Origin of the sequence: Kordiimonas aestuarii (assembly GCF_025574465.1) — a bacterium.
Lineage (GTDB): Bacteria > Pseudomonadota > Alphaproteobacteria > Sphingomonadales > Kordiimonadaceae > Kordiimonas > Kordiimonas aestuarii.
In genome coordinates this window covers 589,549-607,081 of the sequence record NZ_JAOBPP010000020.1, presented here as the reverse complement: position 1 = coordinate 607,081, position 17,533 = coordinate 589,549, and the positions used below count along the sequence as shown (strand labels likewise).

The following is a 17,533-nucleotide window of genomic DNA, read 5'->3' as shown; positions in this document are numbered from 1 at the left end:
GCCAATCATTACAATCGAAATTGTGCATTCGTTTAAATGAATTGCATGATTTGCCATTATTATTCCGCAATACCACTCGATTTTGAGCATCTGATTTGTTTCTCTTGAGAGATTAAGGCGTTGTTCATAGTATAGGCGGGAAACTGATGCCGGATAGAAGCGCTTGTTGGGGAATGTTTGTGCCGCGTTTGTTAAATGTGATGCTTGTCTGTCTGATGATGTTGATAGGTGCTGGCGTGCCTGCGGTCGCCAAAGATATCACTATCGACGGCATCAGGTTCGGTCAGAACGGCACGACAACACGCTTTGTTCTTGACGTTTCCAGCGAAGCAACGCCGTCTATCTTCCTGCTTGCAGACCCCTACAGAGTGGTGATTGACTTGCCGGAAGCCAACTGGCGCACCAATGGCGATGTGAAAACATCTGGTGTGGTGGATGGATACCGGCATGGCCTGTTTTCTCCCGGTGTCTACCGGATTGTGCTTGACCTGAAAGCTCCCGCCACCATCGCCAACTCGTTCACCTTGCCGCCGAATGGCCAGTACAGCCATCGACTGGTTTTGGATATTGAGCCTACGTCGCGCAGCAGTTTTCTGTCCGCTGTTCAAAGCAGCAAAAGCGAGCGGCCGAGCTTTGCGTCTGCTTCCGTGCCGGACGTGACAGCACCCCGCAAACGCATATCAGGCAAACGGGTTGTGGTAATCGATGCGGGGCATGGCGGGCCTGACCCCGGAAACCTCGGGGTTATCGGGGTACATGAAAAGATTGTGGTGCTTGAAATTGCACGTGCGATCCGCGACGAGTTGAACAAGACAGGGCGATACCAAGTCCATATGACACGCGACCGCGATATCTTTCACCCGGTGCGGGAACGCTTCCGGATCGCGCGGCGTCATCACGCGGACCTGTTTATCAGTGTGCATGCAGATTCGATCAAAAACCCGAATGTGAGCGGCGCCAGCGTCTATAACCTTTCCGAGACGGCGTCGGACCGGGAAGCGGCGCGTCTGGCAGCGCGGGAGAACAAATCCGACGTGATTGCCGGCGTGAACCTAGCGGAGGCGGATGATGATGTCTCCAGCATCCTGATCGACCTCGCGCAGCGTGAGACGATGAACTTCTCAGCCCAATACGCGAATATCCTGGTGCAGGAGTTGGGGCGCGATGTGCCGCTGTTGCAACGTACACACCGCTTCGCGAACCTTGGCGTCCTGAAAGCACCAGATGTACCGTCCGTGCTCCTTGAGGCGGGCTATCTGACCAACAAAAGCAACGCACGTTTCATCAACAGCTCAGATGGCCGCAAGAAGATCGCGCAGGCGGTCCGGCGCGCAACGGACCGCTATTTTCAGCAGATGGTTGCGTTGGGGCGTTAAGCTGACTGTCTACCGTGAAAATTCGAACCGATAATTGCAAGGAAAGCCCTTTGCTGCCATAAGCAACCTCCTTACGGCAGTGATATGCCACAACGGGGCCATATTCACAGCGCAGACTGATCATTGGTGTCAGATAGGGATGAGACCAACGAGGCCATGACAAAACAGACTGAAAACACCACCGGTGACACTAATACTGGCACGCCCAAAAAGGCCAAACGGCGGCTTTGGCGACGGCTGGTCCGTTATACGATTATATTGGGTGTTCTTGGCATTATCACAGGTGTTTCCGCAGTTTTATGGGCCATTGTCTATTACGGTCGCGACCTGCCGGATTACCGACAACTTGCCAACTATGAGCCATCGATCGTCACGCGGATTCATGCGGGCGACGGTAGTTTGTTGACTGAGTTTGCGCGTCAGCAGCGTCTCTTTGTGCCCATCAACGCGATTCCAGAGGGGCTGATTGAGGCGTTTCTCTCCGCCGAGGACAAAAATTTTTACGAGCACGATGGCCTTGATTATATCGGCATGATCCGCGGCAATCTGCGCAACGTCATGAATGTGCTTACTAATCGACCGTTGCAGGGTGGGTCCACGATTACACAACAGGTAGCTCGGACATTCCTGCTGACGCTTGACCAGAAACTTGACCGGAAAATCAAAGAGATGATCTTGACGCTCAGGATCGAACGCGCCTTCTCCAAGGACCGTATTCTTGAGCTGTACCTGAATGAGATTTACTTTGGTAACCGGTCTTACGGGGTTGCGGCTGCTGCCCTCAACTATTTTAATAAATCACTGAATGAATTGACAGTGGCCGAGATGGCCTACTTGGCGGCGTTGCCCAAAGCACCAAACAACTATCATCCCGTTCGGAACAAGGAGCGCGCGCTCGGGCGCCGCAACTGGGTACTCTCGCGGATGTTTGAGCTTGGCCATATTGATGAAGCAACATACCTTGACGCAGTCGCGGAAGACCTTGTGATGCACGAACGTGAAGGGCATGCACGGTTTGAAGCTGAGCATTTCGCCGAGGAAGTACGCCGTCGTATCAGCGGCCTTTATGGCAACAACGCGCTATACGAAGGCGGCCTGTCGGTGCGGACCTCGCTGGAACCGCGCCTTCAGGCGATTGCGGAACGTACTCTCAGAGAAGGGCTCGTGGCCTATGATCGCCGCCACGGCTGGCGGGGGCCTATCGGCCGCACGGTTGTGGATGGCGAGTGGGCGGAACGTCTGCGGACCTTCAAGAAACCGCTGGGTTTTGCAAGCTGGAAACTGGCTGCTGTCCATGAAGTAAGGGAGGACGGTGCCATCATTGGTCTTAATGATGGCAACTTTGGTTTTATCCCGTTCGAGGAGATCAAATGGGCGCGTGCATGGCGTCAGGGTGAATATCTTGGTCCAAGCGTGAAGGATAGCGCTGAGGTTCTCAGTGTTGGTGATGTCATCGCCGTTGAAGCACGCGCCAATGACAACCTCATCGAAATTCAGAGCTTCTGGGACAGCAAAGGCAGGCCCATCGGCGCGATCCAGACGTATGCGCTAAGGCAGATTCCTGAAGTTGACGGGGCGCTTGTGGCGATGGATCCGCATACTGGCAGGGTACTGGCCATGGTTGGTGGTTTCGATTATGCCGAGAGCCAATATAACCGCGCAGTTCAAGCGGAAAGACAGCCTGGGTCTGCGTTCAAGCCTTTTGTATATGCCGCAGCTCTGGATAATGGTTTCACGCCGGCAAGCCTCGTGCTTGATGCGCCGTTTGTGATCGACCAGGGTGACGGTCTGGGGAAATGGAAACCCAAAAACAGTTCAAACAAATTTTATGGCCCCAGCACCCTGCGTCTGGGCCTCGAGAAATCCCGGAACCTGATGACGGTGCGACTGGCGCAGCATCTGGGTGTGGGAACAGTGCTGCAATATGCCGACAAATTTGGCCTTGCTGAAAATATGGAACCGACGCTTGCGGCATCGCTGGGGGCAGGGGAAGTCACACTGCTGCAGCTTACAGCGGCATACGGCATGCTGGTGAATGGCGGCAAGCAAATCCAACCGTCGCTGATTGACCGGGTGCAGGATCGCCGGGGGGAGACAGTTTACCGCCATGATGACCGCATCTGCATGCCCTGCGACCTGACGTGGGACCAGAACCAGCGTGAACCACAATTGCCCGATAATCGCGAACAGATACTTGATCCGTTGACCGCGTATCAGATGGTTTCCATGCTGCAAGGGGTGGTGCAAAACGGTACCGGGCAGAAGATCAAGTGGCTGGGTAAGCCGCTTGCGGGCAAAACAGGCACCACGAACGATAGTCTGGATGCATGGTTTATCGGCTTCTCAGCGGACCTTGCCGTTGGTGTGTTCACAGGCTTCGACCGCCCGCGTTCACTAGGCAATGGCGAGGAGGGTTCGTCGGTTGCGGTCCCGATTTTCCGGGATTTCATGAAAGACGCATTAAAGGACGAACCGGGCGTACCGTTTCGTATGCCGTCTGGCATTCGTCTTGTCCGCGTGAATGCTGAAACGGGCCAGCCAGCAGGCGTTGGCGACGAGCATGTGATCTTTGAGGCCTTCAAGCCAGGCACCGAACCACGCGCCGGGCAATATGCTGTACTTGACGGCTCGCTCGAAGACGCTAAAACAAAAAGCACTATTCGAAAAGGTACGGGCGGTATCTACTGACCGCCACATGTGCCCTCAAAAGAAGAAGGAATGACGTTATGCGCGCGGAAGCTCAGGCAACCGTCGATCAACTCCAGCAGTCAATGGCACTGCTGAGGAGGCATCTTTGACTGGGATCGGGCATTACTCAGACTTGAGGAACTGAACGCGCTCGCTGAAGATCCGGACCTTTGGAACGACCCGCAGAATGCCCAGAAGCTGATGCGTGAGCGGACCAAGCTGGACGACGCTATCAGCGCAGTGCGCGAGATCAGCGATGACCTTGAAGCTACCGTCGAGATTATCGAGCTTTCAGAGATAGAACACGATGAGGACATGGTGGGTGAAGCCGAGGCTCAGCTCAAGTCTCTGGCCCAAAAAGCCAAGACAGCCGAACTGAAGGCCTTGTTGTCGGGGGAAGCCGACGGTAACGATACCTATGTCGAAATCCACTCCGGCGCTGGTGGCACAGAGAGCCAGGACTGGGCGTCCATGCTATTTCGCATGTATATGCGCTGGGGGGAAAAACGCGGTTTCAAGGTCTCCACAGTACAATATATGCCAGGTGAGGAAGCAGGCATCAAATCCGCCACACTTCAGATCAAGGGCGAGGATGCCTACGGTTGGCTGAAGACTGAATCAGGGGTGCATCGCCTTGTGCGCATCTCACCGTACGACAGCAATGCCCGCCGGCATACAAGCTTCGCGTCCGTATGGGTTTATCCCGTTATCGATGATTCGATCGAGATCGATATAAACGAGGGTGACCTGAAAGTAGATACCTACAGGGCGTCAGGCGCTGGTGGGCAACACGTGAACACCACAGATAGTGCGGTGCGGATTACGCACCAGCCTTCAGGCATTGTGGTGCAGTGCCAGGCCGAGCGGTCACAGCACAAAAACAGGGCGGCAGCAATGAGCATGTTGAAAGCCCGCCTCTATGAAGCGGAACTGCGCCGCCGGGAAGAGGAGGCCAATGCCATCAATGCCAGCAAAACCGAGATTGGCTGGGGGCATCAGATTCGCTCGTACGTGATGCAACCTTATCAAATGGTGAAGGATCTGCGCACTGGCGAGGAATCCGGCCAGCCAGACAAAGTACTGGATGGTGACCTTGATGCCTTTATGGCGGCAGCTCTTGCGGCGCGTGTGCACGGTGAGAACGCTGCTGTTGATGATATCGACTGAAAAACCGGGCCCAAGGGCCCACCCGCAATCCTATGGGGGATAAAATGAGCAAAGATAAAGACGACAAGGACAAGAAGTCCACAAACGAGCAGGTTAACAAGATCCTGTTTGACGCACGGAAGATTTTTATTGTCGGTGATATCGACCATGATATCGCACGCGACACGGTCGCGAAGCTGATGGCGCTTGATGAGGTGTCCCACGATCCGATAACGATTGTGGTTTCCTCGCCCGGTGGCCATGTGGAGTCCGGCGATATGATTCATGACATGATCAAGTTCGTCAACTCTCCGGTGAAGGTACTCGGCACAGGCTGGGTTGCGAGCGCCGGGGCGCTGATTTTTGTGGCCGCAGACAAGAAAAACCGATTTGCAACTCCAAACACCCGCTTCCTGTTGCACCAGCCATCAGGCGGGATCAGTGGTAATGCTGCCAATATCGATATCCAGGCTATGCAAATCGTGAAGATGCGCGAGCGCCTGAACAAGATATTCGCAGAAGCTACAGGTCAAACGCTTGAGAAAATCGAAAAGGACGTTGATCGGGATTTTTGGCTGACATGTGACGAAGCTGTAAAATACGGTATTGTCGGAAAAGTCGTTAAGAGCCAAGACGAGATTGCATAAAGTTAGCTAAGCTAAGTAAAAGAAAAGGGCGCTTTAAGCGCCCTTTTTTCCATCTAGTCACCAAAGACCCAGTGGTTTATTCCGCCGCAGGTTTCTTGGCTACAAACGAAGGAGTCTCGTCCGTTTGCTTCAACTCCACCGGTGCAGCCTTGCCCTCTTTCGGGCTCGATGTGTGGGCGAAGCGCCCAGTCAGTTTAGCACCGGCTTCCACCGACAGGCTTTCGTGATAGACATCGCCTTCCACCACGGCGCTTTTCTCAAGCCGGACGGAACGGGCCCGTATCTCACCATTGACGGTACCACGAATGGTTACGGTATCGGCTGTAATAATACCTTTAACGGCACCACTCTCGCCCATGACAACGCCTCCACATGTAAGGTCGCCCTTTATCGCACCATCGAGCTGCAACTCACCAACAGTGCGGATATTGCCTTCAATCTCAACATCGGAACCGATAATCGATGGAGTCGGCGCGGCGGTCGGACGCGGCGTCGGGTTGTTATTGCTGACTGGCTTTTTCATGTCTTCCTTGGATTTCGAGAACATCATTCGCTGCTTTCAAATAGGGCATTGGATCACGCACGGCACCGTCAAACCAGATCTCGTAATGGAGATGGGTTCCTGTAACACGGCCGGTTTTACCCATGTCGCCAACACGTTGTCCCAATGTTACCTCATCATTTTTACTCACCCGCACTTTGCGCATATGGCCGTAGCGGGTCCTGAAGCCGTTGCCATGGTCAATTTCCACCATGTTACCGTATGGGCCGTACCATCCCGCGTGCACCACTTTGCCAGGCGCTGTCGCATAAATGGCCGTCCCCGGCCAACCTGCCAGATCAAGACCCGGGTGATCAGCCCATGTTTTTTTGAGGGGGTCGACACGGCGACCAAAACGGCTGGAAAGATAGTATTTTTCAGCCGGTTTCCCCACAGGGAAACTATTGAGCGCATTTGTGACCATCTCAAGGCGCAGGGTTGAGGAAATCAGGTCACCAAATACAGCGCCGTCATTATCATTGAAAACGGATTCAAAGGTGGCGTCCGGCACGAACGGACCGCCCTGAGCGGTGCTGCCAGCACTTAGTTTTGCGATCAGATCGTCGCTGCCGAGTTTGGTCGGCTCCAAAATCGTTTCTATAGAGGCCAAGCGTGTCTCGGCTTCCGACTTGAGTTTATCAGCCAGGGCCTGCTGCCGTGCGGCCATATCCTGTAGGCGGAACAACAGGTTTTTTCGACGGTCGATATTCGAATGCACGGCTGCCTGTGCGGCGCCAGCGCCAAAAAGGCGCTCGATGAAAGTCGCCTGTCCTTCCGAACCATCCAGAAGCGCAGACGTTTTTGGCGCAACTTTGTCGGTTGCGCCATCATCACTGTCATCTGCTGTTTCTTCGAGGGCAGGCATAGCCTCGATCGCTTCTCCAGCGGGCGAGTCCAGCAGCTCCTCAAGGAACTTCTGGCGCATCTCAAGCTGTTCTGCGCGGCGCTCGACCTCAAGCTCAAGTGCGGAGAAATCATTCGAAAGCGCCTGATACTGAGCGCTCATTGTCGAAATGGTGCGGTTCTTGTTTTCAATAGTCTTATCTTGGGTAAGATATGCATATGACGTGATACCCCCCCATACCAGCGCGATGGCGAGCGCGGAGGCCATGCCCATCTGCGTATAGCTGCCAATTGTAAGGAATCTTACCCGGCCTTCGCTACGCAAAAAAAGCTGTCGTTCAGGGAAGTGTTTTCCCCGAAACGCGTGAAATTTTTCCAGCCATGTTAACTCGTTAGACAACTACTGCCCCAACCTCGTCGATCCCGTACCCTGCAATGTGGGTCGTCTGCTGCGACCCAACGTATGATTATTTTTATAGTATTTGGTTAATTTCTCACAATATAGCACCTATTTTGATGCCATTGGTCAAGTGTCTTATTCTGCTTCAAGCATCTCTGCAAGGGGTTCGTAAAAAGAAACCGGCATACCTGCACGACAGCGAGCAGGTTTATTAAACGGCGGTTTAAGCTGGCCCTTGAAATATTCCTGCACCAGTTCATGGAACCAAGTGTCGGCGTCGATGGTCCCTTTCTTGGCAAGATACTTGAACCAGCGCGTGCCTGTAGCCACGTGAGCTACTTCTTCCTCATAAATGGTTTTCAGCACTTCGGCTGACGTATTATCGCCAGCATTTTTGAACTGCTCTATCATCCTGGGGGTAACATCAAGGCCACGAGCTTCCAGAACCATGGGCACAATCGCCAGTCTTGCCGGCAGGCTATTTTTTGTCTCTTCCGCGGATTGCCACAATCCATCGTGGGCAGGCAGATCTCCATAGAAGGAATCAATTGCCTTGAGCCGGGCGCTTAAAAGCGAAAAATGCCGAGCTTCGTCGTCACCAACCTGTACCCAGTCGTCGGTAAAACTTCGCGGCATAACCGCTCCGAAGCGTGCGATAATATCAAACGCGAGGTCGATGGCATTCAGTTCGATATGGGCAACCGCATGCAGTAGCGCGCGGCGGTTGCTGTCGCTACCGCCTTTGCGTCTTTTGGGCATATCGCCGGGTGAGAGAAGCTCCGGTTTGCTAGGCCGGCCTGGACGTGAGGGTGGAGTGGCGTCAAACTCGTAGGCGAGGCGACCCGTCCGCCAGGCCGCCGCCACTTCCCGCGCTGTTTCAGCTTTAGTGCGCGCCCGTTCGGTTTTCAACACCGCTACCGCAGCCTGCCCAATACTTGTCCAGCTACCCGCCATAAAACTTACAGGGCTTTGACGGCGTTAAGGACAGCTTCGGCGTGTCCCTTCACGCGGACCTTGTGCCATACGTTTTGAACAACACCATTGGTGTCAATCAGAAAGGTTGCCCGTTCGATACCCATATAGGTGCGCCCGTACATGTTCTTCTCAATCCAGACGCCATACTTTTCAATCGTCTTGCCGTCCTCGTCGGATGCCAGCTTTACCTTGAGGTCATGTTTGGCGATGAATTTGTCGTGTTTTGTGGCCTTGTCTTTCGACATACCGATAACAACGGCGCCCGCAGAAGCAAAGTCGTCCGCCAGCGTGGTGAAGTCTTTGGCCTCGGTGGTACAGCCTGGCGTGTCATCTTTTGGATAAAAATAGAGCACAACCTTTTTCCCGCGGTAACCGGACAAAGTGATGGTCTGGCCATTGTCACCTGGCAGGGAAAAATCAGGGGCGGGCATACCGACGTCAAGGGTCATGGGTACCTCCAGTTATTGGTCTTTATCTTGGCTCAGTTCTTCTGCGGGTTTCTCTATCACATCGCAAAACAGGCTGTATATGCTTGATTGTAGCGTCAACAAGCGTGTCTTGAGGGTGTTAAAGTCCTCCGTGGCTGTAATACGACATAGAACCCTGCGAATGCCTTCGGCAATTTCATCATCCTTAATGCGGGAAGACCCAAGACACAACCGCAGCACCGACTGTATATTCTGCTCAAACAAATGTGCCTTGTGCATAAGGTCCACCTGCTCTGCGGTGAGCGCCCCGATACTGCCGAGCCGGTTTATACTGGCGTCCAGCTCCGGGCTGAAAATATCGGGCGCTCCATGGCCCTCACGCAGCATCAGGTACTGGCAGATAAACTCCATGTCGATAAGACCACCGCGAACATTTTTGACGGCCCAAGGGTTTTCGGTACCAAATTCTCCGTCCAGCTTTCTCCGCATATCGTGCACATGCTTAAGAAGCTTGGTTTTATCGCGCGGTGCGGTGAGCACGCGCAGGATTGTATCTTCGAGTCCCCCACGCACGCTCTCTGGCGCAATAAGGATACGAGCCCGGGTAAGCGCCATATGCTCCCAGGTCCAGGCGGCATCAGTGTAATAGTCGGCGAAGGTTTTAAGGGTAACGACCAGCGGCCCTTGCTGCCCGGAGGGGCGCAGTCTGGTATCTACTTCAAATAGGCGGCCTTCCGGTGTGAGCGCTGTGATGGCCGTGATGATGTGCTGACCCAGCCGAGAGAAATACTGGCTTGGACTCAACGGCTTGATGCCGTCTGATACGGCATCCATGTCCGGCACGTGGTAGAGAAACACCATATCCAGGTCGGATGTACTCGTGAGTTCCCGTCCGCCATATTTCCCCATGGCAATAACTGCAATGCCGCCGCCATCAAACCGGCCGTGGCGTTGGCTAAATTCTTGCTCCGCGGCCTTGGTAAGCGCCTTCAGAGATACGTCGGCAAAACGGGTGAGGGCTTCACCACATTCGTCAACACTAGCGAGGGCTTCAAGAAGCTGAACACCAATGCGGAAGCGGCCTTCGGCGACAAACCGCCTGACAATGTCGAGGGTGTCCTGATAGTCGGCCGCACTTTCCAACAACTCCTCAAGATAACTGGCAAGTGCTTCTTCATGATCCATTGGAGCAAAAAAGTCGGGTTCCAGCACAGCATCCCAAAGCTCCGGTTTCTTTGCCAACGTTTCTGCAAGGGCGGGAGCGAGCCCCATTACGCGTGCCAATAAGCCAAACAGCGAGGGGTTCGCCTGCAACAGTGAAAACAACTGCACACCGGCTGGCAACTGGGAAATGAACTTATCGAACCGGTTCAAGGCCGCGGTAGGCTGGTGGGTTTCAGAGAAAGCTTCCATAAGGCCGGGCAGGATGTGCTCCAGCAACGCCTTCGCGCGTTCGGTTCTCAGCGCGCGGTAGCGGCCCCGTCGCCAGCCTTCAATAATTGAGCACGCGGCTTCGATGCCCGCAAACCCAAGTTCTTCGAGTTTTTTCGGAAGATCTGCCTCGCCGTATCCGACCGATGTTATCGAAGTCTGCTCTTCGGGTAATAATTCGTCATAGTGCGCGCCCACCCTCTCCGTATGATCGTGCAGGCTGGCCCGCAAAGCGTCCCGATTTTCAAACCCCATAAAACAGGCGATACGGTCGATCGCATCCCTCTGGTCCGGGATATGGTGGGTTTGTGCGTCATCCACCATCTGAATACGGTGTTCAAGCGTTCGTAAAAAGCGGTAGCTGTCAAGAAGGTCTTTGTGTGTCTTGGCCGGGATGAGTTGCTCGGTGGCAAGGGCGTCGAGCGCATCCATGGTGCCGCGCACCCTCAAGCCCGGGTGTCGGCCCGCGTACAATAGTTGGTTTACCTGTGCAAAAAACTCGATTTCCCGGATGCCGCCTTGGCCCAGCTTGACATCGTACTCCTCAAATACTGTGTTTGTCTGGCCATAATGCCGGTTGATCTGGTTTTTTATGGCGGCGATATCGCGCAGTGCAACAAAGTCCATGCTCTTACGCCATACCCAGCGGGACATGGTGTCGAGATAATCCTGTCCGGCGGTCTTGTCACCCGCGATAACCCGCGCCTTTATCATCGCGGAGCGTTCCCAGTTTACGGCCATCGAGTGATAATAGCTTTCTGCTGCTTCGATGGAGATGGCTACAGGTGTGGCGCCCGGGTCGGGCCGCAGACGGAGATCTGTGCGAAAAACATACCCGTGCATGGTACGTTTCTCCATGATCTGGACAAGCTCCTGCGTGAGACGGATGAAGCATTGGCCGACGGATTTATTCCCTGAATAGCTGGCCCGATCACTGTCATAGAGTGCAATCAGGTCTATGTCGGAAGAATAGTTGAGTTCATAGGCCCCCAGTTTGCCCATGCCGAGTATAAAATACCCCGACTTGCGGCTGAGTTCCGGCGTCGCAGGCTCGGGCTTGTCCTCAGGCCACGCCAGGTCACCCGCGCTCATCCGGGTGTGCAGCAAGTGTGCGAGGGCTATTTCCACCGACAGGTCAGCAAAACGGCTGAGGGCAGCGGTCACCTCTTCGAGGCTCCATACGCCGGAGACGTCTGCCACGGCGCTTAGAAGTGAAAGAACGCTCTTTTTCTCCCTGAGGAAGGCCATGAGGTCATTCGTTGTTTCCCGGTCTGGCCGCGGGGCCTGCATCTCGGTCATGAGGGCTTCAAAGAGCTTTGTGGGCGGGCGTGAAAGCGCAGCGATGGCAGTTTCAGGTTTTCGTTTTGCAATTGATGCTAAAAAGGGGCTGTTACCGAAAAGCGCGCTGGAAAGCTGTTTGTTTAACTTGATGATTTCATCGCTTTTTTGTGATTCTTGGTGATATTCACACAAGCATGCCCAAATTTCGTCGGCTTTGTCTGTATCGTAGGCCTGCGGATATTGAGATTTTTCTGCCATAAGAAAAGCGGCGATCCATAAATTTAGTTTGCGAGATACTGGGAGTGTTCATACCTTGCCGTATCAAATCAAGTGTCTTTAAGTTGTGCAGGCGAGGCCGTTGAAGCGTACAGTAGGAATAGTCGTCAGATCAGGCGTCTGGATCGTGACAGCAGCGATGCTGATTGCATCGTTTCTGTTTGTGCGCCTGCTTGTTGCTCCCATCGACCTTGGTTTCGCCCGTAATCTTGTCATCGATCAAACAAAAACCTTGCTGCCAGGCTGGAATGTTACGTTTGAAACTGCGGAGATAGGATGGGACTGGCGGCTTGTGCGTCCATGGGTATCCTTAAGCGATATACAATTTATTGATCGTCGTGACCGACTGACCGCGTTTGTTCCCGAAGCCCGGGTGGCCTTAACGGTAAACAAGCTTTTCACCAATATTACGATTTCGGACGTAGAGATTGACCGCCCGCATGTGGAGGTCGCAAATCTCGGTGGCTTTAGCGATGCTTCTGAAACGGGTGGCCTGAACGAGCTTTTCAGTACTACCGGCACACCGACACCCGAGGTGTTGCGTCCCGTGACAGAAGCCTTCAGCCGTTTTGGGAGACGCCTGCTTTCGGCGGCGCCCGCGTTGCGTACGGTCACGTTTTCGAACGTTTCCGTCACCCTCGAACGGGGGACAGGCATTGAAAAAGCCAGGTTTTCCATGCCTCGCTTGGCCCTCAGTCGCCGAGGTGATGTCGTCAGTGTTGATGCACTCCTTGACGCTCGATTGGACGAGATGCCCACGCAGGTCCGGTTGCAGGGCAAGGCTGAGCCTCTTCTTGGCGACATAGAGTTATCACTCGGGTTTAACGAACTGAGGCCGTCAACCCTTGCCACATACGCAAACATGCCGGAATTCGTGGGGTATTTTAATGTGCCCCTCGCGCTTGACCTTATGCTCGACCTTTCATCTGATGTTGGGTTGCGTACGGCCCGATTTTCTGCCTCCATGGACGAGGGTACTATCAGCGATCCGGTGAGTTTCCCAAACGCAAGCAGGGTTCGGTATGGCGTTGTGACGGGGCGTTATGAAGCGGGCGAAGACACACTTGTGCTGGACCAGATCGAGATCGCGACGGAAAGGCCTGTCGTCAGGGGCGAGGGACTTGTCTATTGGACGACAGCGGACACCGAGCCGTCTGTGCAGCTTACATTGCGAGCCGATAACGCATCAATTGCCGAGGTATTGCAATACTGGCCAATCAAAACCTATCCGGATGGCAGACCAAGAGGTGCGCGGGCCTGGATTGAAGACCATATCATGAAGGGAGCGACGCGTGACGTCACCTTTATGGTAGACTGGTCGCCAACTGATGGCGGCGCTTTCGAAAATGGCAGTGCGTATCGGCTCACCTTTAATTACAATGATCTGGACACCTATTACCTGTTGTCCATGCCGCCCATCATGGGTGCGTCGGGCCATGGGGAATTGACACAGGATGTGTTCAGTCTTGATTTGGATGGCGGCCATATTGGCAGCATGCCAGTTGCCGGGACATCGGCGCGTATGGAAGATATCGATATTCCAAACGGAGCAACCGGCATCTTCGATATACGACTAAGTGGTACGGTACCCGAGGTGATGGAGTTGATATCCCATCCGCCGCTCAACGTGCCACAGAAGCTGGGCTTTGACGTAAACAGGGTTACGGGCAATGCGCATGTGCGTACGGTGCTGACATTGCCCCTGATCAAAGACATTCCTGTTGATGCTGTGCATTATGATGTGACCTCCACTATAACGCAGGCGGCGGTAACCGACCTTCTGGGTGGTGACGGCCTGAAGCATGGTGATATCACGCTAATGGTTGACCCTGACAACTTATCTGCGGAGGGGAGCGGCACGTTAAATGGCGTACCGCTGGCGCTTTACTGGCGCGAAAACCTGAAGGCCGGACGTGAAGACCCTGATGCAGAAACGACAGAAATTGTCCTGTCGGGCGCCATGAACGAGCATGACATGGCCGCTCTTGGCGTGGACGTTTCTGATTATCTGTCCGGTGAGACGCTGGCCGAAGCCAACTTCATAGGCAGGAACTTCGCGTTTAAACGAGGTTACTTTACAGCCGATGCTTCCACGGCAATTCTGCGGGAACAGCGTTTGGCCTGGAGCAAACCCATGGCCGTTCCCGCCACTGTGACGGGGACAATATTTTTTGAGGACAGCGAGACCCGTATCAGCCCGCTGGTCATTGTGGGCGAGGGCATAGACCTGCGCGCCGACCTCACATTTCAGGGCAGCGGTTTAGATGCAGAATTTGACGTCGGAGAGCTTGGAGGCAACTCGTTTAAAGCAACCGCCCGGCAAAGCGCCGACGGTAACCTCAGGCTGGACATCAGCGGCAAGCGCTTCAATCTGGCGCCAATTCTTGATGCTGAGCAGGCCGGTAAACCTGCTGGCGTCGTGGAAGGGCTTGATCGGCTTGAGCTGGATGTCAATGTGGATACACTTGTTCTGCTCAACGGTGAGGAACTTGACGATCTGCGGCTTCATGGCAATTTTATTGGTGGTGCTCCCGAGAAGATGACGGCATCCGGGCTTGTGCACGGCACGAGCAAAGAAACGGTGCTCTCCATCGCTCCAAGTGATGAACAAAACCTGAGGGCGTTGCGTGTTGTTACCCCGGACGCAGGCCATTTCCTGCGGGCTCTTGGCCTCTTCTCGCATTTGCGCGACGGTGACCTTACTCTCAAGGGAAAGACGTCCGGCTGGGGCCGTGATTTGCATATTGAGGGCGATATGTCGGTCAAAAATGCATTTATGGTATCAAAATCTAAATTGGGTGCCGCCGTAACGGAAGGGGTCGTCGAGGGGCTGAATGAGTATCTCAAAGACGAAGCCGTTCAACTGGATACTATCGATATGCCGTTTGATTATACCAAGGGGGTTTTGGATATCAGCTCAATGAAAGCGAACGGCCCATCGCTTGGGATGACAATGGAAGGGCAGATTTCCACACGCTCAGAGAAAATCAACATCAATGGTGTCTTCGTGCCTGCGTATGGTCTGAATGCGCTGCTGGGTAAAATCCCGCTTCTGGGGAACCTGCTGACAGGCGGGGAAGGCAAGGGAATCTTCGGCGTCGCCTACCGGGTAAAGGGGCCAATTGCGAAGCCTGATTTTTCCGTCAATCCGCTATCCGGTATCGCGCCGGGTTTTCTGCGTTTGCTGTTCGAGGGCCGCAAAGGCAAGCTGGAAGATATCGAAGAGCCCAAAGAAGCTGAGACGCCCGAAGGCGCTCTGCTTGAGGGTGAAGCCCCCGACGCTGAAGCCGATCCGCCAAAGCCGCAGTAGGAGTAGGTGTTTATTTTCCGGCACCGCCGGGGACAAGCGCAACCGCACGCACCGGGCCGCCGGAGCCATTTTTGATTTTGATCGGCAACGCAATAAGTGTTGCACCTTTTGGTGGCAGTTCATCGATGCTCTTCAGATTCTCAAGGGCGGGAATGTTGGCGCGGCCCACGATCTGATGCACCGGGAAGTCTTTGCTTTTGCCATAGTCGATGGAGGCGGTGTCAATGCCGATCAGCTTCACGCCGCGTTCCTTGACCAGAAAAGAAATAGCTTCGGCCCCAAAGGAAGGAAAGCTGAGCTTGCTCGCGTCTCCTGGTGAGTCATCGCCCATGTATGCTTTCACGTCAGGCCAGAAGTGATCCCATCCCGTTGCAAGCAGCACTGCGCTACCGCTTGGGATACGGCCGTACACTTCTTCGAAAGCCTCAATGTTGGCGACATCCAGCCTGAAATTTCTGTCCGCTTCGGCTTGCGCCCGAACGTCAATCACAATTGCGGGCATGATGAGGTTTTCAAGTGCAAGGTCAGACACCGTGTCACCACCCCTGTAAAAGTGGATTGGCGCATCCATGTGGGTGCCGCCGTGCTCAGGCATGCAGAAGGAATAGGCTGAGTAAAAATACCCTCCAGCGGTTTCACCGTAGGAAAGTTCCTTGTGTTCAAATTTTATGGGCGAGGTGGGCCAGAAAATCGTGTCAGGGCCGTACGCGTGGCTCAGGTCGAAGACTTTCGCAGTAGCAAAATCAATGGGGTCGGCTGAGACAGGCAAGCTAAGAGAGCTGGCAAGAACAAGGGATTTCCACATGAAAAGCCTCCGGTATGATGGATGAAAATCCAGTCTAACGCCGAAGGCCGCAGTTGTTAAACCCGTAATTATAACCTATCACTGGTTACATCTATTCAGGGCGCACCAGTGCGTGCCGCTTTTTACCGGCAGATAGCTTGATCTGTCCGCCGGCAAGCGCTGACGAGGTTACAGTGCTTTCTGTATCCGTGACTTTCTCGTCGTTCAGTTTTGCGCCACCTTGTTTGATCAGGCGGCGGACCTCACCTTTGGAAGCGCCAAGGCCAGCCTCGACAAAAAGGTCAACCACGTTGATACCTGCTTCAAGTGCCGCCCCCGGTACGGTTACTGTCGGCAGGTCAGCGCCAGCCCCCCCTTGCTCAAAGGTTTCTTTAGCTGTGGCCTCTGCAAGCCTGGCTGCTTCCTCGCCGCGAATAAGGGCTGTGACCGCGTTGGCAAGGATGATTTTCGCATCGTTGATTTCCGCCCCTTCGAGCGCTTCCAATCGGCGAACCTCATTCATTGGAATTTCGGTAAAGAGACGCAGGAACTTACCCACGTCTGCATCCTGTGTATTGCGCCAGAACTGCCAGAAATCGTAGGCAGGCAGGTGGTCCTCGTTGAGCCAGATGGCGCCGGACGCCGTCTTGCCCATTTTTTTACCGTCCGCCGTTGTGATCAGAGGGGTCGTGAGGCCAAAGAGATGCTGACTTGATGCGCGGCGTGCAAGCTCGATCCCGTTGACGATATTGCCCCATTGGTCGGAGCCGCCCATCTGCAGTGCGCAGCCATAGCGTTTGCCAAGCTCCATGAAGTCATAAGCCTGGAGGATCATGTAATTGAATTCGAGGAAGGTTAGGGGCTGCTCACGGTCAAGGCGCAGTTTCACGCTATCGAATGTCAGCATGCGGTTGATGGTAAAGTGTGTACCGACCTCACGCAGAAACGGGATGTACTCAAGCGCATCCAGCCATTCACCATTGTTGACCATCACGGCATCGGTCTTGCCATCACCCAACGTCAACAGGCGGTCAAACACGGTACGGATGCCCGCCATGTTGTCGGCGATGATCTCATTGGTCATCAACTGCCGGCTTTCATCGCGGCCAGACGGGTCACCAATCTTGCTGGTCCCGCCGCCCATCAGCACAATCGGCTGATGGCCCGACTTCTGCAGCCAGCGCAGCATCATGATCTGCACGAGGCTACCGACATGAAGCGACCGCGCGGTGCAGTCGAAGCCGATATAGGCGGAGATCGGACCTTCGGACATTTTTGCGTCCAAAGCCGCCAGGTCTGTTGCCTGGTGGATAAAGTCGCGCTCTGTCAGGATTTGAAGGAATTCCGATTTAAGCCCTGTCATTGATCTGATCCAGCTGAATGCGGGCGCAAAATGTTGCGTCCGGG

General features: G+C 54.3%; 12 protein-coding genes. 5 read left to right on the top strand and 7 right to left on the bottom strand.

Annotated features, from left to right (window positions below; genetic code table 11):
* The first annotated feature begins 179 nt into the window (after positions 1–179).
* From OEU85_RS12245 to OEU85_RS12230, 4 genes are all read left to right on the top strand, one after another.
* Positions 180–1,376 carry an N-acetylmuramoyl-L-alanine amidase gene (locus OEU85_RS12245; protein WP_262691765.1) on the top strand — a complete coding sequence of 399 codons (1,197 nt, stop codon included), beginning with the start codon at positions 180–182 and terminating at the stop codon, positions 1,374–1,376.
* Between the two features lie 156 nt (positions 1,377–1,532).
* Complete coding sequence (locus OEU85_RS12240; protein WP_262691764.1) at positions 1,533–4,064, top strand: penicillin-binding protein 1A; 2,532 nt, start codon at positions 1,533–1,535, stop codon at positions 4,062–4,064.
* A gap of 38 nt (positions 4,065–4,102) precedes the next feature.
* Positions 4,103–5,231 (top strand): peptide chain release factor 2 gene (prfB, locus tag OEU85_RS12235; protein WP_262691763.1). Its coding sequence is split into 2 segments (ribosomal slippage): positions 4,103–4,171 and positions 4,173–5,231, totalling 1,128 coding nucleotides; the frame shifts between segments, so codons are not numbered across the junction.
* A 44-nt stretch (positions 5,232–5,275) separates the two neighbouring features.
* Positions 5,276–5,857: an ATP-dependent Clp protease proteolytic subunit gene (locus tag OEU85_RS12230; protein WP_262691762.1), complete on the top strand. Its 582-nt coding sequence runs from the start codon at positions 5,276–5,278 to the stop codon at positions 5,855–5,857.
* A gap of 76 nt (positions 5,858–5,933) precedes the next feature.
* On the opposite strand, the gene OEU85_RS12225 is transcribed toward OEU85_RS12230, so the two are convergent.
* The 5 genes from OEU85_RS12225 to OEU85_RS12205 all read right to left on the bottom strand — a co-directional run bounded on the left by OEU85_RS12225 (position 5,934) and on the right by OEU85_RS12205 (position 12,014).
* Positions 5,934–6,380, bottom strand: coding sequence for a bactofilin family protein (locus tag OEU85_RS12225; RefSeq protein ID WP_262691761.1), 447 nt, complete (start codon positions 6,378–6,380; stop codon positions 5,934–5,936).
* The gene (locus OEU85_RS12220) at positions 6,358–7,641 is read right to left on the bottom strand and encodes a M23 family metallopeptidase (RefSeq protein ID WP_262691760.1); all 1,284 of its coding nucleotides are present in this window, start codon (positions 7,639–7,641) and stop codon (positions 6,358–6,360) included. Before OEU85_RS12220 ends, OEU85_RS12225 begins: the two co-directional genes overlap by 23 nt.
* A gap of 135 nt (positions 7,642–7,776) precedes the next feature.
* The gene (locus OEU85_RS12215; RefSeq protein WP_262691759.1) at positions 7,777–8,595 is read right to left on the bottom strand and encodes a ferritin-like domain-containing protein; all 819 of its coding nucleotides are present in this window, start codon (positions 8,593–8,595) and stop codon (positions 7,777–7,779) included.
* A 5-nt stretch (positions 8,596–8,600) separates the two neighbouring features.
* A complete protein-coding gene (bcp, locus tag OEU85_RS12210) occupies positions 8,601–9,065 on the bottom strand; it encodes a thioredoxin-dependent thiol peroxidase (RefSeq protein ID WP_262691758.1) in 465 nt (154 codons plus the stop codon).
* 12 nt (positions 9,066–9,077) lie between these two features.
* A complete protein-coding gene (locus OEU85_RS12205) occupies positions 9,078–12,014 on the bottom strand; it encodes a bifunctional [glutamine synthetase] adenylyltransferase/[glutamine synthetase]-adenylyl-L-tyrosine phosphorylase (protein ID WP_262691757.1) in 2,937 nt (978 codons plus the stop codon).
* A gap of 100 nt (positions 12,015–12,114) precedes the next feature.
* On the opposite strand from OEU85_RS12205, the gene OEU85_RS12200 reads away from it, so the two are divergent.
* Positions 12,115–15,342 carry a DUF3971 domain-containing protein gene (locus OEU85_RS12200; protein ID WP_262691756.1) on the top strand — a complete coding sequence of 1,076 codons (3,228 nt, stop codon included), beginning with the start codon at positions 12,115–12,117 and terminating at the stop codon, positions 15,340–15,342.
* A 10-nt stretch (positions 15,343–15,352) separates the two neighbouring features.
* Here the strand turns inward: OEU85_RS12200 and OEU85_RS12195 are convergent, their stop codons facing one another.
* Entirely contained in the window at positions 15,353–16,147 is a 795-nt protein-coding gene (locus OEU85_RS12195) for a cyclase family protein (protein ID WP_262691755.1), read from the bottom strand.
* A gap of 91 nt (positions 16,148–16,238) precedes the next feature.
* Positions 16,239–17,489, bottom strand: coding sequence for a tyrosine--tRNA ligase (tyrS, locus tag OEU85_RS12190; protein ID WP_262691754.1), 1,251 nt, complete (start codon positions 17,487–17,489; stop codon positions 16,239–16,241).
* Positions 17,490–17,533: the final 44 nt, after the last annotated feature.

Excerpts from the sequence above, each read along its gene's own strand:
- OEU85_RS12195 (WP_262691755.1), bottom strand. The coding sequence starts at position 16,147 with ATGTGGAAATCCCTTGTTCTTGCCAGCTCTCTTAGCTTGCCTGTCTCA.
- OEU85_RS12215 (WP_262691759.1), bottom strand. The coding sequence starts at position 8,595 with ATGGCGGGTAGCTGGACAAGTATTGGGCAGGCTGCGGTAGCGGTGTTG.
- bcp (WP_262691758.1), bottom strand. The coding sequence starts at position 9,065 with ATGACCCTTGACGTCGGTATGCCCGCCCCTGATTTTTCCCTGCCAGGT.
- OEU85_RS12205 (WP_262691757.1), bottom strand. The coding sequence starts at position 12,014 with ATGGCAGAAAAATCTCAATATCCGCAGGCCTACGATACAGACAAAGCC.
- OEU85_RS12230 (WP_262691762.1), top strand. The coding sequence starts at position 5,276 with ATGAGCAAAGATAAAGACGACAAGGACAAGAAGTCCACAAACGAGCAG.
- OEU85_RS12225 (WP_262691761.1), bottom strand. The coding sequence starts at position 6,380 with ATGAAAAAGCCAGTCAGCAATAACAACCCGACGCCGCGTCCGACCGCC.
- tyrS (WP_262691754.1), bottom strand. The coding sequence starts at position 17,489 with ATGACAGGGCTTAAATCGGAATTCCTTCAAATCCTGACAGAGCGCGAC.
- OEU85_RS12240 (WP_262691764.1), top strand. The coding sequence starts at position 1,533 with ATGACAAAACAGACTGAAAACACCACCGGTGACACTAATACTGGCACG.